This is a genomic window from Actinoplanes derwentensis, from assembly GCF_900104725.1.
Classification (GTDB): domain Bacteria; phylum Actinomycetota; class Actinomycetes; order Mycobacteriales; family Micromonosporaceae; genus Actinoplanes; species Actinoplanes derwentensis.
Genome location: NZ_LT629758.1, coordinates 8,380,080 through 8,403,179 on the forward strand (window position 1 = coordinate 8,380,080; position 23,100 = coordinate 8,403,179).

Sequence of the window (23,100 nt, forward strand, 5' to 3'; positions counted from 1 at the left end):
GAGGCGCCGTCATCGACGCGGTGCTCCGGGCCTGTGCCCAGCGCGCCCTCTTGCCCGGCAGCGCCCGATTCACCGTCGCCTACGAAGGCAGAAGCGCCGTCGAAGGTGACCACCGCAGCACTGCCGGATACCGCAGCCGCAGACTTAGCCGCAGCCCGCATCGAAGAGTTTCAGGAGTTTCCCCGTGTCCGAGGTAAAGATCAGCGCAGAGCCCCGCACCGAGTTCGGCAAGGGTGGTGCTCGCCGCACGCGCCGGGCCGGCCTCGTGCCTGCCGTGCTGTACGGCCACGGCGAGGCGCCGCAGCACATCGCCCTTCCCGCGCGTGAGTTCGCTGCCGCCATCCGCCACGGCGGCATCAACCAGATTTTCACCATCGACATCGCCGGCAACTCGGCCGCCACTCTGGCCCTGCCGAAGGCGATCCAGCGTGACCCGGTCAAGGACACGTTCGAGCACATCGACCTGCTGATCGTGAAGCGCGGCGAGAAGATCCAGGTCGACATCACGGTCACCCTGACCGGTGAGGCCGCCAAGAACACCCTGATCGTGCACGAGTCGAACACGGTCGCCGTGGTCGCCGACGCGCTGCGCCTCCCGTCCGAGCTGGAGGCTTCGATCGAGGGCCTCGAGGCGGGCTCGCACGTCACCGCCGGTGACGTCAAGCTCCCCGAGGGTGTCGAGCTCGCCGTCGACGCCGAGACGGTGCTCGCGGTCATCAACGCCGCCCAGTCGAACGAGGCTCCGGTCGAGGACGAGGCTGCGGCCGACGCCGCTCCCGCGGAGTAATTTAGTCACGCAGCAGCGGTAAGCCAGATATCAGGGAAAGTGCCGTCCGGCACTTTCCCTGATGTGCATGTGGAGGCGAAAAGGTGAGCGACGAGGCGCCGTGGCTGATCGTCGGCCTGGGCAACCCGGGCAAGGAGTACGCCGGTAACCGGCACAACGTGGGGTTCATGGTGGCCGAGCTGCTGGCCTCCCGGACCGGCGGGAAGTTCGGCCGGGCGAAGCGGGCGGCCACCGAGGTCGCCGAGGGCCGACTGGGTTTCGGCGGCCCGAAGCTGATCCTGTTGAAGCCACTGACCTACATGAACCTGTCCGGTGCCCCCGTGGTGGCGCTGGCGCAGTTCTTCAAAGTCCCGGTGGCCAATGTGATCGCGGTGCATGATGAGCTTGATGTGCCGTTCGGTGAGGTTCGTGCCAAACGGGGCGGTGGCGAGGGCGGGCACAACGGGCTCCGTTCGATGTCCAAGTCGCTGGCGAGTAAGGAGTACGCGCGGGTTCGGTTCGGGATCGGCCGTCCGCCGGGGCGGCAGGAACCGGCCGACTACGTGCTCTCGGACTTCGCCGCGGCGGAGCGTAAAGAGCTGGACTTCCTGATCGACCGGGCGGCCGACGTGACGGAGGCAATCGTTGCGCACGGCGTCGAATGGGCGCAGAACCGCTATCACGGGGTCTGATCCGTCCCTCGGCGTGACGCGTCCGCCGTCCGTCCGTTGGTCACTCGGACGCACGAAATCGGTGCGACGGCTGACGTGACGGGAGGTTCGAGGATGTCGCAAGACGTGTCCGAGGACCGGGCGGACGCGTCTACCGACCCGACGGTGGTCCTGCCGGTGGTCCGTCCGGACCGGACCGAGCCGCCACCCGGGTACGGCGCTGCGAACCATCCGCCCGGCAACCGGGGGCCACAGCAGCCGACTGTCCGGCGCAGTGGCCGTAACAGCCGGGTCCCGGTGCCGGCCGCCGGGGTGGAGAACATCCCGCCGCAGACGGTGCTCGGCGAGTTCGATCCGGCCCGTAATCAGGCCACCGGGCGGCTCTCCGGGACTCAGCGCAACCGGTCGTCGGCGGCCCGCCCGGCGAACCGGCCGTTCGTCCGGACCCGGGGCCGGCACGCGGCGATGTCCCGGCGACAGGATTGGGAGCGCCGCTATGTGCGGGCGCTCGTCCTCGCCGATCTGATGGCCGGGTCGGTGGCCGGCGCGGGTACTTTCATCACCCGATTCGGCGACACGGTCACCGAGTACAACCGCACATATCTGGTCTGCTCGGCGCTGCTGCCGGCGGTTCTGCTGTTGGTGCTGGTGGCCTGCCGGGCGTACGAGCGCCGCTATCTCTTCGTCGGCTCGGACGAGTACCAGCGTGTGCTCCGGGGCGGTGCGGGCCTGATCGGCGGGGCCGCGGTCGTGTCGTACGCCCTGAATCTGGATCTGGCCCGGTCGTATGTCCTGGTGTCGTTCCCGTTGGCGATCGGCGCGATCGTGGTGTTGCGGTTCGCGCTGCGCAAGCGCCTGCACTGGGCGCGGGCCCGCGGCGAGAGCCTGCGCCGGGTGATCGTCGTCGGCCATGAGCTTTCGGTGATCGGGATCGCCCGCCAACTGCGCCGGGAGCGTTACCACGGCTTGGAGGTGGTGGGCGCCTGCCTGCCGCCGCAGGCCGACGGGGTCGGGCTCACCGACCTACCGGTGTACGGCACCTTCGACGACGTGGCGAGCGCGGTCGAACAGGCCGAGGCCGACACGGTGGTCGTGTTGAGCTGCCCGGAGCTGGACGGTGCGGCGGTGCGGCGGCTGGCCTGGCGGCTGGAGCGCGACGAGGTGGACCTGGTGGTGGCCAGCGCACTGGTCGACGTCGCCGGGGCGCGCACCACGATCCGCCCGTTCGACGGCCTGCCGATGCTGCATGTCGAGCATCCCCGGCTACACGGTGGATCACGCCTGGTGAAAGAGCTGGTCGACCGGGTCGGCGCACTTCTCCTTCTGATCCTTTTCGGTCCGGTGCTCCTGACCGTGGCGCTCTGCGTGGGCCTGACATCGCGTGGCCCGGTACTCTTTCGCCAAACACGTGTGGGACGCGATGGCCGTTTGTTCCGGATCTTCAAATTCCGCAGTATGTACATCGACGCCGAGGCGCGGCTGGCCGAGCTGAGGCATCTCAACGAGCACGACGGTGTGCTCTTCAAAATCCGCGACGACCCGCGTGTCACCCCGGTCGGGCGCTGGTTGCGCCGGTTCTCCCTGGATGAGCTGCCGCAGCTGCTCAACGTCCTGTCGGGGCGGATGTCGCTGGTCGGCCCCAGACCGCCGCTACCCACCGAGGCGGCCGCGTACGTCGACGACGTGCGTCGCCGGCTGGCGGTCAAACCGGGGATGACCGGGCTCTGGCAGGTGTCGGGGCGGTCGGACCTCTCCTGGGAGGAGGCGGTCCGGCTGGACCTGCGCTATGTGGAGAACTGGTCGCTGAGCCTGGATCTGGTGATCCTGCTCAGGACGGTGACCGCGGTGGTGCGGTCGTCGGGGGCGTACTAGAGGACGTCACGAGCGAAGGAGCGAGACGATGGGCGAGCAGACGAAGACGTCGGCACGCATGGCGGGACCATCGGGCCGTCCCGGCCCGGAGGAACTCGCGGGCGGCACCCCGCCGGTCAACGACTCCGCTTTCGCCCGCTGGCTCGCGGACCGCGCCGGGCAGGTGCTCCTCCAGGTGCGTGCCGAGACCGGGCACGACGACGGCAAGGCTCTCAAGGCCGCCGGGGACCAGGCCGCTCACGAACTCCTGCGAGCCGAGCTGGCCCGGTGGCGCCCGGCCGACGCGGTGCTCTCCGAGGAGGACGAGCAGTCCCGGGTCGCCTGGACAGAGGAGAACCGGACCGAGGGTGGTAGCCGTTCGGACCGGCTCGGCGCCAACCGGGTGTGGATCGTCGACCCGCTGGACGGGACCCGCGAGTTCTCCGAAGAGGGCCGGGACGACTGGGCCGTGCACGTGGCGCTCTGGACCGCCGACTCGTCGGCACCGGCCCGGCTGACCGCCGGTGCGGTGGCGATGCCGGCCCGGCACTGCACGCTCGCCACCGACCACGCCCCGGCGTACCCCCCGATGCCGCTGGAGTCGGCGACCGGCGGGGCGATCCGGATCGCCGCCAGCCGGACCCGGCCGCCGGCCTTCGTCACCGCGCTCGCCGCCGAGATCGGTGCCGAGCTGGTTCCGATGGGCTCGGCCGGAGTCAAGATCGCCGCGGTGATCAACGGCGAGGCGGACGCTTACGTGCACGCGGGCGGGCAGTACGAGTGGGACTCCGCCGCCCCGGTCGCGGTGGCGCTGGCCACCGGGCTGCACGCGAGCCGGATCGACGGTACTCCGCTGGTCTACAACCGGGCCGATCCGAAGTTACCCGACCTGGTCGTTTGTCGTAAAGATCTCGCTCCTCGGTTGCTTGCTGCACTACAGAGGCACCTTCCGTCACAATGACGTCTGCCCTGCCCGGCCGACACCGGAGAAAGGTCTGGGGACCGAATCCATGAGCCAGACGAAGCCCTATCGCGTAACGCATCTGGATGCCCTCGAAGCGGAGAGCATCTTCGTCATGCGTGAGGTCATGGCCGAGTTCGAGCGCCCTGTGCTGCTCTTCTCCGGCGGCAAGGACTCGATCGTGATGCTGCGCCTCGCGGAGAAGGCGTTCGCGCCGGCGCGCATCCCGTTCCCGGTCATGCACATCGACACCGGCCACAACTTCGGCGAGGTGCTGGAATACCGGGACAGCCGGGTCGCGTCCCTCGGCCTGAACCTGGTGATCGCCAGCGTGCAGGAGGCGATCGACGCCGGTTCGGTGCGCGAGCTGCCGGACGGCACCCGCAACCGGATCCAGACCCCAGTGCTGCTCGCCGCGGTCGAGAAGTACCGGTTCGATGCCCTCTTCGGCGGCGCCCGCCGGGACGAGGAGAAGGCCCGCGCCAAGGAGCGGATGTTCAGCTTCCGCGACGACTTCGGCCAGTGGGACCCGAAGAACCAGCGGCCCGAGCTGTGGTCGCTCTACAACGGACGGCACCACCCCGGCGAGTCGATCCGGGTCTTCCCGCTCTCCAACTGGACCGAGCTGGACGTCTGGCACTACATCGCCAAAGAGGACATCCCGCTGCCGAGCATCTACTACGCCCACGACCGTGAGGTCGTCGAGCGCAACGGGATGTTCTACGCGGTGAACGAGTTCATCAAGCTGCGGGACGGTGAGACCTCCGAGGTCCGCCGGGTGCGGTACCGGACGGTCGGCGACGCGTCGCAGACCGCGGCCGTGCTCTCCGAGGCGGACACGGTGCAGAAGGTGATCGACGAGGTCGCCGCCACCCGGATCACCGAGCGTGGTGCGACCCGTGGGGACGACAGGGTCAGCGAGGCCGCGATGGAAGACCGTAAGCGAGAGGGTTACTTCTGATGAGCCAGGCAGTTCTCGAGCCTGACGCCGCTTCCTCCCGCGGCATGGACCTGTTGCGGTTCGCCACCGCCGGCAGCGTCGACGACGGCAAGTCCACGCTCATCGGCCGGCTGCTGTTCGACACCAAGACGATCTTCGAGGACCAGCTGGAGGCCGTCGAGGCGGCCAGCGCGTCCCGGGGTGACGAGTACACCAACCTCGCTCTGCTCACCGACGGCCTGCGTGCCGAGCGGGAGCAGGGCATCACCATCGACGTGGCGTACCGCTACTTCGCGACGCCGCGGCGCAAGTTCATCATCGCCGACACCCCGGGTCACATCCAGTACACCCGGAACATGGTGACCGGCGCATCCACCGCGGATCTGGCGCTGATCCTGGTCGACGCCCGTAAGGGCCTGGTCGAGCAGTCCCGGCGGCACGCCTTCCTGACCAGTCTGCTGCGGGTGCCGCACCTGGTGCTCTGCGTGAACAAGATGGATCTGGTCGACTGGGACCAGCAGGTCTTCGAGCGGATCGCCGACGAGTTCACCTCGTTCGCGGCCAAGCTCGACGCGCCCGACCTGACGATCATCCCGATCTCCGCGCTCAACGGCGACAACATCGCCAGCCGGTCGGAGAACACCCCGTGGTACGAGGGGCCGTCCCTGCTGCACCACCTGGAGCACGTGCACATCGCCAGCGACCGGAACCTGGTCGACGTGCGCTTCCCGGTGCAGTACGTGATCCGCCCCCAGTCCACCACGGTCACCGACTACCGGGGTTACGCCGGTCAGGTGGCCTCCGGCATCCTCAAGCCCGGCGACGACGTGATGGTCCTGCCCTCCGGCCTGACCAGCACGATCGCGGCGATCGAGACGGCGGACGGCCCGGTCGCCGAGGCGTTCCCGCCGATGTCGGTGACGGTCCGGCTGAACGACGAGATCGACATCTCGCGCGGTGACCTGATCTGCCGGCCGAACAACGCGCCGGCCGTCGCCCAGGACATCGAGGCGATGATCTGCTGGATGGACGAGACGGCCCCGCTGCGGGTCGGCGGCAAGTACGCGATCAAGCACACCACCCGGACCGCCCGGACCGTGGTGCGCGGGCTGCAGTACCGCCTCGACGTGAACACGCTGCACCGCGACGACTCGGCCGGCGAGCTGAAGCTCAACGAGATCGGCCGGGTCAAGCTGCGCACCACGGTGCCGTTGCTGGCCGACGAGTACCGCCGGAACCGCACGACCGGCGGGTTCATCCTGATCGACGAGAGCACCAACCGTACGGTCGGCGCTGGAATGATCATCGAGGCCCGCTAGGGCCTGATCGTCGCCCACACCACCTTGCCGGTCTCGGCCGGCACGGCACCCCACAGGGTGGCGGCCTCCTGAACCGTCCGCAGCCCGCGGCCCCGCTCGTCGAGCGGCAGGTCCGGGCGCGGACGGGACGGCCGCATCACCCGGGGCAGCCGCGGATTGCCGTCGGCGACCGTCAGGTGCAGGCCGGACCCGCGCCGGCTCACCACCACCCGGATCTCGGTGCCGGCGTGCTCGACAGCGTTGGTCACCAACTCGGAGACCACCGCCCGGCTCCGGTGCAGCAGATGGACCAGCCCCCAGGCCAGGCAGGCGTCGCTGACCAGGTTGCGGGCCGCGCACGGCGCCTCGGTCTCCGGCCGCAGGGTCGCGCTCAGCCGCTCGTCACCGGGGATCCGGCCGGCCAGCGCCACCCGGGCCTGCCGCACCTTGGCGTAGACCGGCAGGTACCGCCCGGCGCACAGCCGTTGCATGCGATCGGCGAGGGGCAGATCGGGTGGTACGCAGATGGCCAGGTGCACCGGCGGCTCCAGCCCGGCCGCGAGCTGCCGGGCGGTCATCCAGGTGGGAGTGCTCTCGCTGTGCGGGTCGGTCAGGCCGGTCAGGTCCACGATCAGGCCGTCGGGGTGCTCGGTGAGGCATCGTCGCAGCGTGGTGGCCACACTGAGGCGCAGTTGCTCGTCCCACGGCCCGCGGACCGTGAGAAGCGAGACCGCGGCGTTGTCGTCGGCATCGACGCTGACGATGACACCTCGGTCGGTGTCATCGTGAAGATACGGTGGGCTTACCCCCATGGGGCCACGATATCCGCCGCCCGTCCGGTGAGCCTCGCCCCTCGCTCGTGTGGGTGATCAGGTGAAAGGCTGACGGCCACCCCCGGTTGAGGGTGGCCGGCCACTCGTCAGAGCCGGGTCGCGCCCGGTCCGGCGGTCGCCACCCAGCTGGTGGGGGCGGAGAATTCCTTCTTTCGGTACGCGTCGGCCACGGCGGCCGCGGTCGCCTCGGCCCGATCGGCGTCGATCAGGGCCAGCACACAGCCACCGAACCCACCGCCGGTCATCCGGGCCCCGTGGGCACCGGCGTCCAGCGCGGCCTGCACGGCCGTGTCCACCTGGTCCACGGTGATCTCGAAGTCGTCGCGCATCGAGGCGTGCGAGGCGGTCAGCAGCGGGCCGATCTCCCGGACCCGGCCCGCACGCAGCAGTTCGACGGTGTCCAGCACCCGCTGGTTCTCGGTGATGATGTGCCGGGCCCGGCGGCGCAGCACGTCGTCGCCGAGTTTCTCCAGGGCGCCGGCCAGGTCGGCGGTGGCGACGTCGCGCAGCGCCTTCACACCCAGCGCCTCGGCGGCGGCCTCACAGCTCTTGCGGCGTGCGCCGTACTCGCCGTCGACGTGCTGGTGCGGGGCGTTGCTGTTGATCACCAGGATGGCCAGGCCCTGCCCGTCCAGGTCGAACGGGATCTGCTCGATCTGGTAGCTGCGGCAGTCCAGGAACAGCGCCCGGCCCTCCTGACAGCGGATCGAGGCGGATTGGTCGAGGATGCCGGTGGGCGCTCCGACGTAGACGTTCTCGGCCCGCTGCGCGATGGCCGGCCGCCGTTCCAGGGGCACGTCCAGCCCGCCCAGGTCGATCAGGGCGGTGAGTACCGCCGACTCCAGGGCGGCCGAGGAGGACAGCCCGGAGCCGAGCGGCACGTCGGAGGCGAGCGCGATGCGGACCGGCGGAACCTCGAAGCCGGCGTCCTGCAGCGCCCAGACGATCCCGGCGACGTAGGCCCCCCAGCCGGTCACCGCACCCGGCTCGGTGACACCGAACGTGACCGGATCGGGTGCCAGCGTCGAACAGACCGACCACTGGCCGTCCGGAGCGGGGCCGACGGCCGCGATGGTGCGCTGCGGCAGGGCGAAGGGCAGCACGAACCCGTCGTTGTAGTCGGTGTGCTCACCGATCAGGTTGACCCGCCCGGGAGCCGCCCAGAGCCCGGCCGGCTCGGTCCCGTAGGCCTCGGTGAATGCCGCCTGAGCGGCTGAAATGATGCTCATGCTGTGCCTTTCTGGGCATGAACTCCCGGCCCTTGCTTCGCTGCGGTGCAGTCGCTCATGCCACATGCTTCCGGTAGAAGGTCCAGGCGTCACCGATCATGTCCTGCAAGGTGTTCTTGGCCGGAACCCAGCCCAGGTCCTCGCGGGCCCGGTCGGACGAGGCGACCAGGGTAGCCGGGTCGCCGTCGCGCCGGGCGGCGATCTCCACCGGGATCTCGGCGCCGGTGACCTCGCGGGCCGCCTCGACGACCTGTTTGTTGGAGAACCCGTTGCCGTTGCCCAGGTTGTAGACCCGGTGCTCGCCGGCGACGGTCGCGCCCAGCGCCAGCAGGTGGGCCCGCGCCAGGTCCTCGACGTGGATGTAGTCGCGCACGCAGGTGCCGTCGACGGTGGGGTAGTCGTCGCCGAAGAGCTGCAGTTTCTCCCGCTTGCCCGCGGCCACCTGCAGGGTGATCGGGATCAGGTGGGTCTCCGGGTCGTGCCGCTCACCGATCTCGTGATCACCGGCGATGTAGGCACCGGCCACGTTGAAGTAGCGCAGCGACACCGCAGCGAGCCCGTGGGCGAACGCCTCGGAGGTCAGGGCCAGGTCGAAGGTCAGCTTGGTGGACCCGTACGTGCTGGTCGGGGCCTTGATCGCGGACTCGGTGATGGGCAGCTCGACGGGGTTGCCGTAGACCGCCGCAGTGGACGAGAAGATCACCCGGGGCACCTCGGCGGCGCGGATCGCGTCGAGCAGGGCCAGCGACTTCACCACGTTCTCGTGCCAGTAGAGCTCGGGTCTGGCCATCGACTCACCGGCCGCGATCAGCCCGGCGAAGTGCAGGACGGCGTCGAAGCCGGCGTCCGGGGTCAGCACCCGGTCGGCGTCGGCGATGTCGCCCTCGACGAAGGTGGCGTCCGGAGCGATGGCCTCCCGGAATCCGGTGCGCAGATTGTCCAGCACGACCACTTCGTGGCCCGCGTCCAGCAACAGCCTGCTGGTCACGCTGCCGATATAGCCGGCACCGCCGGTGACGAGCAATTTCACGGCTCAGGCCCTTCTCTCTGGTCCCAGAGATCCTAGAATTCCCCAGAAACGCTCATAGGTCAACAGGTTCGAACATTAGCGCGACCGGGTAGGGGATTCGCGGATCACGGACCGGGGCTGACACAATGGCGGCCATGTCCGACGTTGCCCGCCGCCCGCGTGTGCTTTCCGGCATCCAGCCGACCGCCGACTCCTTCCACCTCGGCAACTACCTGGGTGCCGTGCGCAACTGGGTGTCGCTGCAGGACACGCATGACGCGTTCTACTGCGTGGTCGACCTGCACGCGATCACCATGGGTCATGATCCGGCAGTTCTGCGCACCCGGAGCCGGATTTCCGCCGCTCAGTTGCTGGCCGCCGGCCTCGACCCGGAGCGCTGCACTCTCTTCGTGCAGTCGCACGTGCCCGAGCACGCGCAGCTCGGCTGGGTGCTGAGCTGCATCACCGGGTTCGGCGAGGCCAGCCGGATGGTGCAGTTCAAGGACAAGTCGGCCAAGGCCGGGCAGGACAGCACCTCGGTCGGGCTGTTCACCTACCCGATCCTGCAGGCCGCCGACATCCTGCTCTACCAGGCCGATCAGGTCCCGGTCGGCGAGGACCAGCGGCAGCACCTGGAGCTGACCCGCGACCTGGCGCAGCGGTTCAACACCCGGTTCGGCAAGACCTTCACCGTCCCTTCGGCGTACATCGTGAAGGACACCGGGAAGATCCTCGACCTGCAGGACCCGGCGATCAAGATGTCGAAATCGGCCTCCTCGCCGAACGGCATCATCGAGCTGCTGGAGACCCCGGCCCGCTCGGCCAAGAAGATCAAGTCGGCGGTCACCGACACCGGGCGCGAGGTCCTCTACGACGAGGAGAACAAGCCGGGTGTCAGCAACCTGCTGAGCATCTACGCGGCGCTCACCGACCGGACCCTCGACGACCTGGTCGAGGCGTACGACGGTCGTGGTTACGGCGACCTGAAGAAGGACCTGGCCGAGGTGCTTGTCGAGTTCGTCAAGCCGATCCAGGAGCGCACCAAGCTCTACCTGGACGACCCGGCTCAACTCGACAAGGTGCTGGCGATCGGGGCTGAGAAGGCCCGGGCGGTCTCCGCGGCCACTCTCGCCGAGGCGTACCGGAACGTGGGTTTCCTCAGCCCCGCCCGCGGAGCCTGAGCGCGATGTCCCACCCGGACGTCACCCGCATCGGCCTGGCCATCGACATCCCCGAACCCTGGGGCTCGGTGCTCACCCGTCGTCGTGCCGACGCCGGTGATCCACAGGCCGCCTACACGCCGGCGCACGTCACCCTCCTCGGGCCCACCGAGGTGGCGGCCGACGCGCTGCCGGCCATCGAGAAACATCTCGAGGCGCTCGCGTCGGCCCAGCAGCCGTTCACCATCCACCTGCGGGGGACCGGCACGTTCCGGCCGATCACCGAGGTGGTGTTCGTGACCCTGGCGCAGGGGATCAGCGAGTGTGAGCTGCTGGCCGAGGCGATCACCCGGTCCGAGGACATCCACCGGGACACCCGCTTCCCGTACCATCCGCACGTGACGATCGCGCAGGACGTGCCGGCCACCGCGCTGGACGCGGCCTTCGAGGATCTGGCCGGTTTCTCGGCCCGGTTCGAGGTCTCCTCCTTCACCCTGTTCTCGCACGGTGGTGAAGGACCGTGGCGACCGCGCCGGGACTTCCCACTGGGGACCTGACGTGTCCGATACGGTCGGCCGGTGAATCCGATCGATCGGGCGCTCGTCGCGACCGAAGCCAAGATCATGGCCGTGCGGTACCGGTCGCCGTACTTCGATCACTTCTGCCGGGCGATCCTGCGGTACGAGGATGTCCAAGGTGGCCGGCTCGCCGCGGCGATCGCCTACTACGGATTCTTCGCCGTCTTCGCGCTGCTGCTGATCGGTTACTCGATCTTCGGCTGGCTGCTGACCAACAACGTCGAACTGCTCGACCTGGTCCGGGACTTCCTGCGCCAGAACCTGCCGTTCCTCGACGTGCAGGCGATCATGGAGAGCAAGGGCAGCGTCGGCCTGGTGGGCCTGGCCGGCCTGACCTTCACCGGGATCGGCTGGGTCGAGGCGATCCGCTCCTCGCAGCGGCTCATCTGGCGGCTGAACGAGCAGCCCGGCTACATCGGCGTCCGTCAGGCCGTCGACCTGATGGTGCTGATCGGCCTGCTGCTCCTGCTGGTTCTCTCCCAGCTCGCCGTCTACGGCCTGGAGCGCCTGCTGCACTGGCTGGCCGGTGGCGGCTTCACGGTCGTCCTGTCGATCGTCAGCTGGGTGCTCACCTTCGGCGTCAACCTGGTGCTGGCGACCGCGCTGCTGGCCGCGGTCCCCCGGCTGAAGATGACCGCCCGGCGGATGTTGCCGCCGGTGCTCCAGGTCGGGATCGGCCTGCTGCTGCTCAACACGGTGGGCAAGTCGTTCGTCGGGCTGGTCGAGCGGAACCCGGCGTACGGCCTGGTCGGTTCGGCCGTCGGCGCCCTGGTCTACCTCTACGTCTTCAACCAGCTGCTGCTCTTCGGGGCGGCCTGGGCGGCGACCAGCCCACACGGCCGGGTGGTCGATCTGTCGGCTGATGACAAGACCGCCCCGGTGGGGCAAAACACCTGGATTCGCCACTCCCGCCCGACATGATGAGCCGGTGGGCACACTCGTGACGTTGCACCTGCCGCCGGGCTCGCCGCTCGCCGGGCAGCCGTGGGTGATCACCATCGCCTCACCGGGCGATCCGGAGGACTGGGAGCCGGTCGTCTGCGGGCCGTACGAGCGCGACCACGCGCTCGCCCTGGCCCGCGCGGTGGTGGCCGACGACGACCTGACGGCCGTGGTCGAGCCGCTGCTGCCGCTGGACGGGGTGGCGGCGATCAACCGGGCGATCGAGGCGGCCCGTACGCCGGCCGAGGAGGACTTCCCGCCGCAGGTGGTTCAGAAGCATCCTGGTGCCCCGCCGGAGCCCGCGGAGGTCCGGGCCGGCTGGCGGCGGATCGCTGCTGGGATACTGGGCGTGTGATGATCAACAAGCGGTGGTCGGCGTTCCTGATCGCGGTCGGCCTGTGGACCTGGCTGATCTGGCCCCGTTTCGGGCTGGCCATCTGGAACGACGACCGGTCCTTCGCGGCCGGGTCGCCGACCGCGTTCCTGTGGGTTCACGCGCTGTTGATCGGTGCGTCACTGGCGATCGGGACCACGGTGGGTGTCCTCGGGATCACGGCCTGGCGGCGGGCACCGCGAGCGGAAGATTAACTGCCTGTTTCCGGCCCCGGGCGCAATTCCCTCCTGAACCAGCCGAAAGCGGCGTCCCCAACGCTGAGTGATTGCGGTGGTATAACGGTGCGCCAACAGTCCGTACCGATGTCCTGACGGGCCTACGGGCCGGGGATACGCTCCCGACCTGAGATTCACCCGGGTACTCGAGCCTCGGTGTCAGCGGAAGGAGGGCGTCTTGCGCCCAGTACGTGGGAAGCGGATCGTGGCGATTCTCGCGGCAGGTGGGCTGACGCTCGCTGCCGCCGCCTGTGGTGAGGCCCCGGCTGAGACTCCGGCGGCGAGTGGCAGCAGTGCCGCGGCCGCCGCTTACAAGGCCTGCATGGTCACCGACCTCGGAGGCATCGACGACAAGTCGTTCAACGCCTCCGCCTGGGCCGGCCTCCAGGCCGCTCAGAAAGAGGTCAGCAACGTCGACCCGAAGTACGTGGCGTCCTCCTCCGAGGCCGACTACGAGCCGGGTCTGCGCAGCTACGTCTCGCAGAGCTGCAACTTCATCCTGGCCGTCGGTGGCCTGATGGGTGAGGTGACCACCAAGGTCGCCAAGGAGAGCGCCACCTCGCAGTTCGCGATCGTGGACAGCAACAGCGGCAACAGCAACGTCTTCCCGATGCAGTTCGCCACCCACCAGGCCTCGTTCCTGGCCGGCTACCTCGCCGCGGGTTACTCGAAGTCCGGCAAGGTCGGCACCTACGGCGGTCTGAAGATCGCCCCGGTGACCATCTTCATGGACGGTTTCGCCGACGGCGTCGCGCACTACAACGAGGTCAAGGGCAAGAAGGTCGAGGTTCTGGGCTGGAACAAGGCCTCCCAGAACGGCACCTTCGCCGAGAGCTTCATCGACCAGGCCAAGGGCAAGTCGGTCACCGAGACCCTGGTCTCGCAGGGCGCCGACGTGATCATGCCGGTCGCCGGTGGCACCGGCCTCGGCACCGCTCAGGTCGCCAAGGACTCGGCCGGCAAGGTCTCGGTCATCTGGGTCGACCAGGACGGCTGCACCAGCGCCGCGCAGTACTGTGACGTGTTCCTGAGCACCGTGGTCAAGAACATCGAAGAGGCCGTCAAGGAAGCCGTCGTCAAGGGCGCCAAGGGTGAGAGCCTGTCGGCGACGACGGGCTACGTCGGTGACCTGTCGAACGACGGTGTCTCGCTCGCCGAGTTCCACAGCTTCGACAGCAAGGTCGACGCCGCGCTCAAGACCGAGCTGGAGACCCTCAAAGCCGACGTGATCTCCGGCAAGGTGAAGGTCGAGTCGGCCTCCGCGCCTAAGTGACCCTCGGGTAGGTAACATCTGGCCGCCGCGAGGCCGCGGGTTTCACGACCCGTGGCTGAGCGGCGGCTCGCATTCCACCATCCACCAGGCTCAGTCACTGAACGTCGGGAGATTCCGCTGAAACTGGAATTGCGCGGCATCACCAAGCGCTTCGGCGACCTGGTGGCCAACGATCACATCGACATCACGGTCGAGCCGGGCGAGGTTCACGCCCTGCTCGGCGAGAACGGCGCCGGTAAGTCGACGCTGATGAACCAGCTCTACGGCCTGCTCCAGCCGGACGAGGGCCAGATCTTCGTCAACGACGAGCCGGTCGTCTTCAAGAGCCCCCGGGACGCCATCTCGGCCGGCATCGGCATGGTGCATCAGCACTTCATGCTGGTGCCCGTCTTCACCGTGGCGGAGAACATCGCGCTCGGTGCCGAGGAGGTGCGTGGTGGCCCGCTCGGCTGGCTGGACCGCCGCCGGTCGCGCCGCGACGTGATCGACACCTCGAAGAAGTACGGCCTGCCCGTTGACCCGGACGCCCTGATCGAGGACCTGCCGGTCGGCGCCCAGCAGCGCGTCGAGATCGTCAAGGCCCTGACCCGCGAGGTCGACCTGCTGATCCTGGACGAGCCGACCGCGGTCCTGACCCCTCAGGAGACCGAGGAACTGCTCGCCGTCATGCGGTCGCTGACCGAGATGGGCAAGTCGATCGTCTTCATCACCCACAAGCTCAAAGAGGTCAAGGCGATCGCCGACCGGATCACCGTGGTCCGTCGCGGCAAGATCGTCGGTACCGCCAGCCCGGACACCAGCGAGGACGAGCTGGCCGCCCTGATGGTCGGCCGGGCCGTCAGCCTCGAAGTGCAGAAGGGCCCGGCCGAGCCCGGCGCCGCCGTCCTGAAGATCGACGGCCTGGTGGTCGACGACGACCGTGGTGTGCGCGCCGTCGACGGCGTCGACCTGGAGGTCCGGGCCGGCGAGGTGCTCGGCATCGCGGGTGTCCAGGGCAACGGTCAGACCGAGCTGGTCGAGGCCGTGATGGGCCTGCGGACGACCCGGGCCGGCGCGGTCCGCCTGGACGGCGGCGACCTGGTCGGACTGAGCACCAAGAAGATCCTCGGATCCGGTGTCGGTTACGTCCCCGAGGACCGCAGCCACGACGGCGTGGTCAAGGAGTTCTCGGTCGCCGAGAACCTGGTCCTCGACATGTACGACCGGGCCCCGTTCGGCAATGCGTTCCGCGTCGACGGCGGCAAGGTGGGTGGCAACGCCAAGGAGCGGATCGAGCAGTTCGACATCCGGTGCCAGTCGCCGGACACCGCGGTCGGCACGCTCTCCGGCGGCAACCAGCAGAAGGTCGTGGTGGCCCGGGAGATGTCCCGTCCGCTGCGCCTGCTCATCGCGTCGCAGCCCACCCGCGGGGTGGACGTCGGCTCGATCGAGTTCATCCACAGCCGGATCATTCACGAGCGGGACCAGGGCACCGCGGTGCTCGTGGTCTCCAGCGAGCTGGACGAGGTGGTCGGCCTCGCGGACCGGATCGCGGTGATGTACCGCGGCCGGATCCTGGCCATCGTCTCGCCCGACACGCCACGCGAGGAGCTGGGTCTGCTCATGGCCGGCATCACCAGCTCGACGGCTGAGGGGGAGAAGTGACCGCCGAGACCACCACCGAGGCGCCGAGGAAGCCGGAGCCGGCCGGTGACGACTCGTTCATGAACGTGTTCGTGCGCAATCTCTGGTCGGCGAACAACGTCCTGCTCACGGCGTTGTCGATCCTGCTGGCCGTGCTGATCGGCGCGGTCCTGATCGTCGTCTCCGACGCCGAGGTGCTGGCCAAGTTCGGCTACTTCACCGCCCGGCCCGGTGACGCGCTGGATGCCAGCTGGGACCTGATCAGTCTGGCCTACGCCGAGCTGCTGATGGGCGCGTTCGGCGACCCGGCCGTGTTCCAGGCCTGGTTCGCCGGGACGGCCACCTGGCAGCAGGCGTTCACACCGCTCTCCGAGACCCTGACGTACGCCGCTCCGCTGGTGTTCACCGGTCTCTCGGTGGCGCTGGCCTTCCGCGGCGGCCTGTTCAACATCGGCGCCCAGGGCCAGGCGGTGCTCGGCTGCATCGTGGCCGGTGTCGCGGGTTTCTCGTTCGGCCTGCCGATTGTGCTCAACCTGGCGGTCGCGCTGGTAGCGGGCGTCGTCGGCGGCGCGTTGTGGGGCTTCATCCCGGGTCTGCTCAAGGCGCGGACCGGAGCACACGAGGTGATCACCACGATCATGCTCAACTACACCTCGGCGCTCTTCCTGTCCTGGCTGGTCATCCAGCAGGGCGTCCAGGCACCCGGCCGCACCGACGCGATCAGCAAGTCGGTCGCCGAGTCCGCGCAGCTCCCGTCGCCCGGCGGAGTCCTCCGGGTGCACCTCGGCATCATCATTGCGGTGTTCGTGACGGCCGGGGTGGCCTGGCTGCTGAAGCGGTCCGCCTTCGGCTTCGAGATCCGCGCGGTGGGCGCCAACCCGCACGCGGCGAAGACCGCCGGCATCAGCGTCGCCCGGACGTACGTGCTGCTGATGGCCGTGGCCGGTGGCCTGGCCGGTCTCGGTGGTGCCACTCAGGTGCTGGGCACCGCCCACTCCCTGACCCCGGCGGTGGCCGGCAACATCGGCTTCGACGGCCTGCTGGTCGCCCTGCTGGGCCGCAACCGGCCGTGGGGCACCTTCTTCGCCGCGCTGCTGTTCGGCGCGCTGCGGGCCGGTGGCAACCGGGTCCAGTCGTTCGCCGGCATCTCGCTGGAGCTGGTCACCGTGCTCCAGGCGCTCATCGTCATCTTCATCGCCGCCCCCGCACTGGTGAAGGCGATCTTCCGACTGCGTGCCGCCCGGTCCACCGGTCTCGGCGCCTCTCTGGCGAAGGGCTGAGGACATGTCGACCGCGACTGTGGAGGACCTGACCGAGGTCGCCGCGCCGGAGCCGTTCTGGTCCCGGCCGCGCCGGCTCGGCACGGCCCTGATCCTGCTCGGTGTGGTGGCCGCCGGCGTGTTCGGCGCGCTGGCGCCGAGCGAGGACGCCCGGTTCACCCTGAGTGAGAACTCCGAGGGCGCCGCGCTCGCCATCAACGGACAGTTCGGGGCGGTGCTCTTCGGGGTGCTGACCTTCATCGCCGGTGCGGTGATGGTCGGCGGGCTGCTCAAGCGCCGCTCCAACCTGCTGCTGGTGCTCGGCATCCTGACCTTCGTGGTGTCGTTCCTGTGCTGGCAGGTGGCGGGCCACTTCATGCCGCTGGTGGACACCACCGAGGGCACGCTCCAGCTGGCGCTCCCGCTGATCCTCGGCGCGCTGGCCGGGGTCCTCGGCGAGCGGTCCGGTGTGGTGAACGTGGCGATCGAGGGCCAGTTCCTGATGGGAGCCTTCGCCGGTGCCCTGGTCGGCACGATGGCCACCAGCGTCTGGGCCGGGCTGATCAGCGCGGCCGTCGGCGGTGTGCTGATCGCCGGCATCCTGGCCGTGCTGTCGATCCGCTACCTGGTCGACCAGACGGTGGTCGGCATGGTGCTGAACCTGTTCGCGCTCGGCATCACCGGCTTCCTCTACGAGCGGCTGATGCAGCCCGACTCGCAGTCCTACAACCAGCCGCCGCAGCTGCCCGAGTGGCGGATCCCGGCGCTGGCCGACATCCCGGTCGTCGGCCCGGTGCTCTTCGAGGCGAATCTGCTGGTCTGGCTCGCGATCGGCTTGGTGCTGGCGATCCACTTCGGGTTGACCCGGACCAGGTGGGGCCTGCGGACCCGCGCGGTCGGCGAGCACCCGACCGCGGCCGACACGGTGGGCATCCGGGTGCGGGGCCTGCGCTACCTGAACGTGCTGCTCGGCGGGGTGGTGGCCGGTATCGGCGGGGCCTACTTCACGCTGGTGGCGACCGGCAGCTTCACCAAGAACATGACCGCGGGCGCCGGGTTCATCGCTCTGGCCGCGCTGATCTTCGGCCGGTTCACCCCGTTCGGGGCGTTCGGGGCGGCGCTGTTCTTCGGGTTCGCCCAGAAGCTGGCGTTCTTCCTGAGCGCGATCGAGAGCCCGCTGCCCAGCCAGTTCCTCAACATGCTGCCCTATCTGGCGACCCTGGTCGCGGTGGCCGGGCTGGTCGGCCGGGTGCGTGGCCCGGCGGCCTCGGGTCAGCCGTACATCAAGTCCTGAACCGGTGTGGTGAGTTCGGGTGCGGATCGCACCCGAACTCACCACACTGAAAGAATCGGCGGCATGGAGATCGACTGGGCGGCGTTGCGGGCTGCCGCCATCGAAACGATGCGGCGGGCGTACACGCCGATATCCGACTTTCCGGTCGGGGTGGCCGGGCTGGTCGACGACGGCCGGATGATCGTCGGCTGCAACGTGGAGAACGCCTCCATCGGGATGACCCTGTGCGCCGAGTGCGGCCTGGTCAGCTCGCTGCACGCGACCGGCGGCGGCCGACTGGTGGCGATCTCCTGCGTGGACGCCACCGGGGCTCCGCTGATGCCGTGCGGCCGCTGCCGTCAGCTGCTCTGGGAGCACGGTGGCCCGGACCTGCTGGTCGAAGCGTTGCCTCGGCCGCTGCGGATGACCGAGTTGCTGCCGCACGCGTTCGGCTACGAGGACATGGAACGGGTCACCGGCCCGGTCGGTGCCGCCGACGTACCGCCCGAACTGGCCAAGTGGCGTGGCCGGGGGACGATCTTCGTCCACCCCGACATCGCCGGCGGGGAGACCATCTGGACCGGCTACTGGGAGCGGTCCTCGGGCAAGCCCGGCTCAGCCGAGGAGAAGGGGATCCTGGAAGAGGGACCGAACCTGCCCACCACGGCCGCCGCGGTGGCCTGGGGACTGGTCCGGACGCCGCGGATCGTGGTGGTGGACGTCGAGGGCAACCTGTCCTGGGCGGGCGAGGGTGAAGCCCCCGAGGGCATCCCGCAGCGTTGGGAAGAAGGAAAATCGTGAGTGCTTTCGCCGCCGTGGACGTGATCCGCGCCAAACGCGACGGGCATGTCCTGTCCGACGCCCAGATCGACTGGGTGGTCGACGCATACACCAAGGGTGTCGTCGCCGACGAGCAGATGTCGGCGCTGGCCATGGCGATCCTGCTGCGCGGCATGACGCCCGCCGAGATCGCCCGCTGGACGGCCGCGATGATCGCCAGCGGCGAGCGGCTGGACCTCTCCTCGGTGTCCCGGCCGACCGCCGACAAGCACTCCACCGGCGGTGTCGGCGACAAGATCACCCTGCCGCTGACCCCGCTGGTCGCCGCGTGCGGGGTGGCCGTGCCGCAGCTCTCCGGCCGCGGCCTGGGCCACACCGGCGGCACCCTGGACAAGCTGGAGTCGATCGCGGGCTGGCAGGCGCAGATCTCCAACGACCAGTTCAAGCGCCAGCTCCAGGAGATCGGCGCGGTCATCTGCGCGGCGGGCGAGGGCCTGGCCCCGGCCGACCGCAAGCTTTACGCACTGCGCGACGTCACCGGTACGGTCGAGGCGATCCCGCTGATCGCCAGCTCGATCATGAGCAAGAAGATCGCCGAGGGCACCGGAGCTCTGGTGCTGGACGTGAAGGTCGGCACCGGCGCGTTCATGAAGGACCTCGCCACCGCGCAGGAATTGGCCCGGACCATGGTCCAGCTGGGTAAGGACAGCGGGGTCACCACGGTCGCGCTGCTGACCGACATGAGTACCCCGCTCGGTCTCGCGGTCGGCAACGCCAACGAGGTGGCCGAGTCGGTGGAGGTCCTGGCCGGCGGCGGACCGTCCGATGTGGTGGAACTCACGCTGGCTCTGGCCCGCGAGATGCTGGCCGCTGCCGGAGTGGACGCCGACCCGGAGAAAGTGCTGGCCAGCGGCCAGGCGATGGACTCCTGGCGGGCCATGATCCAGGCCCAGGGCGGCGACCCGGACGCGCCGCTGCCGACCGCCACGCACACCGAGGTCCTCCGGGCCACCGAGGACGGCGTGGTGACCTCGGTCGACGCGTACGGCATCGGGATCGCCGCCTGGCGCCTCGGCGCCGGTCGCGCCCGCAAGGAGGACCCGGTCAGCTTCGGCGCCGGAGTGCAGCTCAAAGTCCGCCCCGGCGACCGGGTCAAGGCCGGTGACGTGCTGCTCGAACTGCGCGCCGACGATGAGTCCCGGATCCCGGTGGCCCGGGCCGACGCGGCCGGGGCGATCGTCCTCGGAGCGACGGCGACCACCCCTGTCCCGCTCCTGCTCGACCGCATAGCCTGAACCGCCATGATTAAGGCCGCCCCCGATCCCCGCGCGGTCCGCGAGGCAAGTCTCGACGAACTGGCCCGGCTCGGCCTGCCCCTGCCCCCACTGGCGTTCCCGCTGGTCTGGGAGCAGGGCGACACGGTCGAGCTGCGCCCGGTCGCCGAGCTGGAAGCCCGGGCCGCAGTGCTGCACGTCGTCGTCGCCAGGTGTTTCGGCATGCCCACCGAGGCGGCGATGAGCTGGCTGCTCGGCTCCCACCTGGTCGAACTGGTCACCCCACCGGAGTGGCAGTTCGTGATCGGCGCGAAAGGCGACCACCGCTCCTTCGTGCTGCACCACGACGCCGTCTTCGCGCTGGCCTGGCTGCTCGGCCTGAGCCGGCACCTGGACCCGACGGTCCCGCCGGACGACCGGATGATGAGCCAGATGCCGGACCTGCCCGCCGGGGAGAGTTTCACCAGCTGGCGGTCCCGGTCCCTGATGGCGATCCGGGATCCGGCCGAGGCGGCGGTGCTGCTCGATCTCTACTACTGCCTGGACTGGGCCTTCCAGGAGGCCGAGCAGAACGGGCGGTCATTGCCCGGCGAGGTGGACGCCAACGCGATCGGGCAGCGCCGGTGGGCTCTGGAGTGGGCGGTCATCTTCTCCGGGCCGTACCACGACGCGCCTCCGGAATGGGAAGAGGTCGACCTCTCCGTCTGAACCGCCCGTCAGCGGCGCTGATAGGCCGTCACGTCCACCGCGGCGGTCACCGCGACATCCACTGTGGGCAGAGCCTCCGGTGCCACGTGGCGGGCGCTGGGGGTCATTCCGATCAGGGTGCGCGCCTCGGCCGCGGTCAGCTTCAGCTCCCGGCGGTGCCGGGTAGTGCCGACCGGGGTGAAGTGCGCACCGAGGCTGCCGCTGACCCGGGCCGCCTTCTCCGGGTCGACCTGGATCATCCCGTGCGCGGTGACCAGCTCGGACAGGTGATCGGCGGACGGCGTGACCACCAGCAGCACGCCGTCCGGCCGCAGGATCCGGTGGAACTCCGGCCCGTTGCGGGGCGCGAAGACGTTAAGGATCACCGAGGCCGTGGTGTCCGCGACCGGAAGTGGACGCCACAGGTCGGCCAGTGCCGCCGCGGCCCGGGGATGCGCGCGGGCGGCCCGCCGCAGAGCCGGCTTGGAGACGTCGAGTCCGAGACCGATCGCCTCCGGAGAGCCGTCCAGGAACCGGGCCAGATAGTCACCGGTCCCGGTTCCGGCATCCAGGACCAGGCCGTTCGTACGATGTTCGGCAAGTGCCGCGGCGATGAAGCCGTAGTGTCCCGCGGCCAGGAAACCGGCCCGGTCGGCGACCATTTCGGCACTGTCCCCGAGGTGCGGCAGCCGCCCGCCGCTGAGATCGGCGTAGCCCTGTCTCGCCATGTCGAAGCTGTGCCGGGCCGGGCAACGCAGTGTCCGGTCCTGCCTGGTCAATGCGCCGTGGCACACCGGGCACCGCAGAAACGGAATTGCACCGTCGATCATCCAGCGCTTCCCTCTAGGCTCTTCTGATGGCTGGCATCACACACTCCGACATCATCAAGGCTCCGAAGGTCCTGCTGCACGACCACCTGGACGGCGGACTGCGGCCGGCCACCATCGTCGAGATGGCCGAGGTGGTCGGACACGAACTGCCCTTCACCGATCCGGAACAGCTCGGCGAGTGGTTCGTCGCGGCCGCCGACTCCGGCTCGCTGGAACGGTACCTGGAGACCTTCGCCCACACCGTGGCGGTCATGCAGACCGTCGAGGGCCTGCACCGGGTCGCCAAGGAGTGCGCGCTCGATCTGGCCGCCGACGGTGTCGTCTACGCCGAGGTCCGCTATGCGCCCGAGCAGCACCTGGAGCGCGGTCTCACCCTGGATGAGGTGGTCGAGGCGGTGCACGCCGGGTTCCAGGAGGGCTGTGCCGAAGCGGCGGCTAAGGGCACGCCCATCCGGATCGGCACCCTGATGACCGCGATGCGGCACGCCGCCCGGTCCCAGGAGATCGCCGAGCTGGCGGTCCGGTTCCGGGACAGCGGCGTGGTCGGCTTCGACATCGCCGGCGCGGAGGCCGGGTTCCCGCCCACCCGGCACCTGGACGCCTTCGAGTACCTGCAGCGGGAGAACTTCCACTTCACCATCCACGCCGGTGAGGCGTTCGGGCTGCCGTCGATCTGGCAGGCGATCCAGTGGTGCGGCGCGGACCGGCTCGGGCACGGCGTGCGGCTGATCGACGACATCACGGTCGGAGCCGACGGGACACCGCCGGAGCTGGGCCGCCTCGCGGCGTACGTGCGGGACAAGCGGATCCCCCTCGAGCTGTGCCCGTCGTCGAACGTGCAGACCGGGGCCGCGCCGTCGGTCGCCGAGCACCCGATCAAGCTGCTGCACGATCTCCGCTTCCGGGTCACGGTCAACACCGACAACCGACTGATGAGCGGTACGTCCATGTCGCGCGAGATGACGCTGCTCATGGAAGCGTTCGGCTGGGGATGGGCGGAGATGCAGTGGTTGACGATCAATGCGATGAAATCGGCGTTCATCCCGTACGACGAACGTCTCGTTCTGATCAATGAAGTGATCAAGCCGGCGTACGCCAAACTGCTGACCTGAAATCCGTCATGTCTGGTTATAGCCGGATCTGAACGAACGTACGTCAAAAGAAATCACCTGTCAGTCTCTGGTGCCCCGCCGTTCGGCTAGACTGCCGCCTGCAAACTCGGCATACTCTGGCGTCTCGCCTTGCCGATCGCGG

At 69.4% G+C, this 23,100-nt stretch carries 23 protein-coding genes; 19 read left to right on the forward strand and 4 right to left on the reverse strand.

Translation table 11 applies throughout. The features are described 5' to 3' along the window. The first annotated feature begins 184 nt into the window (after positions 1-184). The 6 genes from BLU81_RS37385 to cysN all read left to right on the forward strand — a co-directional run bounded on the left by BLU81_RS37385 (position 185) and on the right by cysN (position 6,508). Entirely contained in the window at positions 185-787 is a 603-nt protein-coding gene (locus tag BLU81_RS37385; protein ID WP_092552354.1) for a 50S ribosomal protein L25/general stress protein Ctc, read from the forward strand. 83 nt (positions 788-870) lie between these two features. Continuing rightward, positions 871-1,458 (forward strand): aminoacyl-tRNA hydrolase, encoded by a 588-nt coding sequence (gene pth, locus BLU81_RS37390; RefSeq protein WP_092552357.1) that lies wholly within the window; start codon positions 871-873, stop codon positions 1,456-1,458. Positions 1,459-1,551: 93 nt separating this feature from the next. Then, positions 1,552-3,309 carry a sugar transferase gene (locus tag BLU81_RS37395; protein ID WP_092552360.1) on the forward strand — a complete coding sequence of 586 codons (1,758 nt, stop codon included), beginning with the start codon at positions 1,552-1,554 and terminating at the stop codon, positions 3,307-3,309. A gap of 58 nt (positions 3,310-3,367) precedes the next feature. Then, positions 3,368-4,249 carry a 3'(2'),5'-bisphosphate nucleotidase CysQ gene (locus BLU81_RS37400; RefSeq protein WP_231954870.1) on the forward strand — a complete coding sequence of 294 codons (882 nt, stop codon included), beginning with the start codon at positions 3,368-3,370 and terminating at the stop codon, positions 4,247-4,249. Positions 4,250-4,298: 49 nt separating this feature from the next. Next, positions 4,299-5,210, forward strand: a complete 912-nt coding sequence (cysD, locus tag BLU81_RS37405) for a sulfate adenylyltransferase subunit CysD (RefSeq protein WP_092552366.1) — start codon at positions 4,299-4,301, stop codon at positions 5,208-5,210. Beyond that, complete coding sequence (cysN, locus tag BLU81_RS37410) at positions 5,210-6,508, forward strand: sulfate adenylyltransferase subunit CysN (protein WP_092552369.1); 1,299 nt, start codon at positions 5,210-5,212, stop codon at positions 6,506-6,508. Before cysD ends, cysN begins: the two co-directional genes overlap by 1 nt. Here cysN and BLU81_RS37415 read toward each other — a convergent pair. The 3 genes from BLU81_RS37415 to galE all read right to left on the reverse strand — a co-directional run bounded on the left by BLU81_RS37415 (position 6,505) and on the right by galE (position 9,579). Continuing rightward, a complete protein-coding gene (locus BLU81_RS37415) occupies positions 6,505-7,299 on the reverse strand; it encodes an ATP-binding protein (RefSeq protein ID WP_092552372.1) in 795 nt (264 codons plus the stop codon). The two genes, cysN and BLU81_RS37415, sit on opposite strands and share 4 nt — an antisense overlap. Positions 7,300-7,406: 107 nt before the next feature. Next, positions 7,407-8,549: a galactokinase gene (gene galK, locus BLU81_RS37420; protein ID WP_092552375.1), complete on the reverse strand. Its 1,143-nt coding sequence runs from the start codon at positions 8,547-8,549 to the stop codon at positions 7,407-7,409. Positions 8,550-8,604: 55 nt separating this feature from the next. Further along, positions 8,605-9,579 carry a UDP-glucose 4-epimerase GalE gene (galE, locus tag BLU81_RS37425; RefSeq protein ID WP_092552377.1) on the reverse strand — a complete coding sequence of 325 codons (975 nt, stop codon included), beginning with the start codon at positions 9,577-9,579 and terminating at the stop codon, positions 8,605-8,607. 134 nt (positions 9,580-9,713) lie between these two features. On the opposite strand from galE, the gene trpS reads away from it, so the two are divergent. From trpS to BLU81_RS37485, 12 genes are all read left to right on the forward strand, one after another. Then, positions 9,714-10,739 (forward strand): tryptophan--tRNA ligase, encoded by a 1,026-nt coding sequence (trpS, locus tag BLU81_RS37430; RefSeq protein WP_092552380.1) that lies wholly within the window; start codon positions 9,714-9,716, stop codon positions 10,737-10,739. Between the two features lie 5 nt (positions 10,740-10,744). Further along, positions 10,745-11,275, forward strand: a complete 531-nt coding sequence (locus tag BLU81_RS37435; RefSeq protein WP_092552383.1) for a 2'-5' RNA ligase family protein — start codon at positions 10,745-10,747, stop codon at positions 11,273-11,275. Between the two features lie 21 nt (positions 11,276-11,296). Next, positions 11,297-12,217 carry a YihY/virulence factor BrkB family protein gene (locus BLU81_RS37440; RefSeq protein WP_092552386.1) on the forward strand — a complete coding sequence of 307 codons (921 nt, stop codon included), beginning with the start codon at positions 11,297-11,299 and terminating at the stop codon, positions 12,215-12,217. Positions 12,218-12,224: 7 nt separating this feature from the next. After that, entirely contained in the window at positions 12,225-12,593 is a 369-nt protein-coding gene (locus BLU81_RS37445) for a hypothetical protein (protein WP_092552390.1), read from the forward strand. Further along, positions 12,593-12,826: an SCO4848 family membrane protein gene (locus BLU81_RS37450; RefSeq protein ID WP_373873320.1), complete on the forward strand. Its 234-nt coding sequence runs from the start codon at positions 12,593-12,595 to the stop codon at positions 12,824-12,826. Before BLU81_RS37445 ends, BLU81_RS37450 begins: the two co-directional genes overlap by 1 nt. A 199-nt stretch (positions 12,827-13,025) precedes the next feature. After that, complete coding sequence (locus tag BLU81_RS37455) at positions 13,026-14,120, forward strand: BMP family lipoprotein (RefSeq protein ID WP_092552396.1); 1,095 nt, start codon at positions 13,026-13,028, stop codon at positions 14,118-14,120. Positions 14,121-14,249: 129 nt separating this feature from the next. Then, the gene (locus tag BLU81_RS37460) at positions 14,250-15,764 is read left to right on the forward strand and encodes an ABC transporter ATP-binding protein (RefSeq protein ID WP_307833802.1); all 1,515 of its coding nucleotides are present in this window, start codon (positions 14,250-14,252) and stop codon (positions 15,762-15,764) included. 59 nt (positions 15,765-15,823) lie between these two features. After that, positions 15,824-17,023 carry an ABC transporter permease gene (locus BLU81_RS37465; protein WP_092558191.1) on the forward strand — a complete coding sequence of 400 codons (1,200 nt, stop codon included), beginning with the start codon at positions 15,824-15,826 and terminating at the stop codon, positions 17,021-17,023. Between the two features lie 4 nt (positions 17,024-17,027). Next, positions 17,028-18,296, forward strand: coding sequence for an ABC transporter permease (locus BLU81_RS37470; RefSeq protein ID WP_092552402.1), 1,269 nt, complete (start codon positions 17,028-17,030; stop codon positions 18,294-18,296). Positions 18,297-18,359: 63 nt separating this feature from the next. Continuing rightward, positions 18,360-19,076 carry a cytidine deaminase gene (locus tag BLU81_RS37475; RefSeq protein WP_092552405.1) on the forward strand — a complete coding sequence of 239 codons (717 nt, stop codon included), beginning with the start codon at positions 18,360-18,362 and terminating at the stop codon, positions 19,074-19,076. Continuing rightward, positions 19,073-20,350 (forward strand): thymidine phosphorylase, encoded by a 1,278-nt coding sequence (locus BLU81_RS37480; protein ID WP_092552408.1) that lies wholly within the window; start codon positions 19,073-19,075, stop codon positions 20,348-20,350. Before BLU81_RS37475 ends, BLU81_RS37480 begins: the two co-directional genes overlap by 4 nt. Positions 20,351-20,356: 6 nt before the next feature. Then, on the forward strand, positions 20,357-21,037 hold the full coding sequence (locus BLU81_RS37485; protein ID WP_092552411.1) for a DUF4272 domain-containing protein: 681 nt from the start codon (positions 20,357-20,359) through the stop codon (positions 21,035-21,037). A gap of 8 nt (positions 21,038-21,045) precedes the next feature. Here the strand turns inward: BLU81_RS37485 and BLU81_RS37490 are convergent, their stop codons facing one another. Further along, complete coding sequence (locus tag BLU81_RS37490) at positions 21,046-21,846, reverse strand: putative RNA methyltransferase (RefSeq protein WP_092552414.1); 801 nt, start codon at positions 21,844-21,846, stop codon at positions 21,046-21,048. Between the two features lie 26 nt (positions 21,847-21,872). Here BLU81_RS37490 and BLU81_RS37495 point away from each other — a divergent pair, with 26 nt between their 5' ends. Continuing rightward, positions 21,873-22,958, forward strand: coding sequence for an adenosine deaminase (locus BLU81_RS37495; protein ID WP_092552419.1), 1,086 nt, complete (start codon positions 21,873-21,875; stop codon positions 22,956-22,958). The last annotated feature ends 142 nt before the right edge of the window (positions 22,959-23,100 follow it).

What these genes read in the sequence shown, in the direction of transcription:
- BLU81_RS37485 (WP_092552411.1), top strand. Translation starts at nt 20,357, where the DNA reads ATGATTAAGGCCGCCCCCGATCCCCGCGCGGTCCGCGAGGCAAGTCTC.
- BLU81_RS37395 (WP_092552360.1), top strand. Translation starts at nt 1,552, where the DNA reads ATGTCGCAAGACGTGTCCGAGGACCGGGCGGACGCGTCTACCGACCCG.
- BLU81_RS37465 (WP_092558191.1), top strand. Translation starts at nt 15,824, where the DNA reads ATGAACGTGTTCGTGCGCAATCTCTGGTCGGCGAACAACGTCCTGCTC.
- BLU81_RS37435 (WP_092552383.1), top strand. Translation starts at nt 10,745, where the DNA reads ATGTCCCACCCGGACGTCACCCGCATCGGCCTGGCCATCGACATCCCC.
- trpS (WP_092552380.1), top strand. Translation starts at nt 9,714, where the DNA reads ATGTCCGACGTTGCCCGCCGCCCGCGTGTGCTTTCCGGCATCCAGCCG.
- galK (WP_092552375.1), bottom strand. Translation starts at nt 8,549, where the DNA reads ATGAGCATCATTTCAGCCGCTCAGGCGGCATTCACCGAGGCCTACGGG.
- BLU81_RS37415 (WP_092552372.1), bottom strand. Translation starts at nt 7,299, where the DNA reads ATGGGGGTAAGCCCACCGTATCTTCACGATGACACCGACCGAGGTGTC.
- BLU81_RS37400 (WP_231954870.1), top strand. Translation starts at nt 3,368, where the DNA reads ATGGCGGGACCATCGGGCCGTCCCGGCCCGGAGGAACTCGCGGGCGGC.
- BLU81_RS37495 (WP_092552419.1), top strand. Translation starts at nt 21,873, where the DNA reads ATGGCTGGCATCACACACTCCGACATCATCAAGGCTCCGAAGGTCCTG.
- cysD (WP_092552366.1), top strand. Translation starts at nt 4,299, where the DNA reads ATGAGCCAGACGAAGCCCTATCGCGTAACGCATCTGGATGCCCTCGAA.
- BLU81_RS37475 (WP_092552405.1), top strand. Translation starts at nt 18,360, where the DNA reads ATGGAGATCGACTGGGCGGCGTTGCGGGCTGCCGCCATCGAAACGATG.
- BLU81_RS37490 (WP_092552414.1), bottom strand. Translation starts at nt 21,846, where the DNA reads ATGATCGACGGTGCAATTCCGTTTCTGCGGTGCCCGGTGTGCCACGGC.
- BLU81_RS37450 (WP_373873320.1), top strand. Translation starts at nt 12,593, where the DNA reads ATGATCAACAAGCGGTGGTCGGCGTTCCTGATCGCGGTCGGCCTGTGG.
- BLU81_RS37470 (WP_092552402.1), top strand. Translation starts at nt 17,028, where the DNA reads ATGTCGACCGCGACTGTGGAGGACCTGACCGAGGTCGCCGCGCCGGAG.
- cysN (WP_092552369.1), top strand. Translation starts at nt 5,210, where the DNA reads ATGAGCCAGGCAGTTCTCGAGCCTGACGCCGCTTCCTCCCGCGGCATG.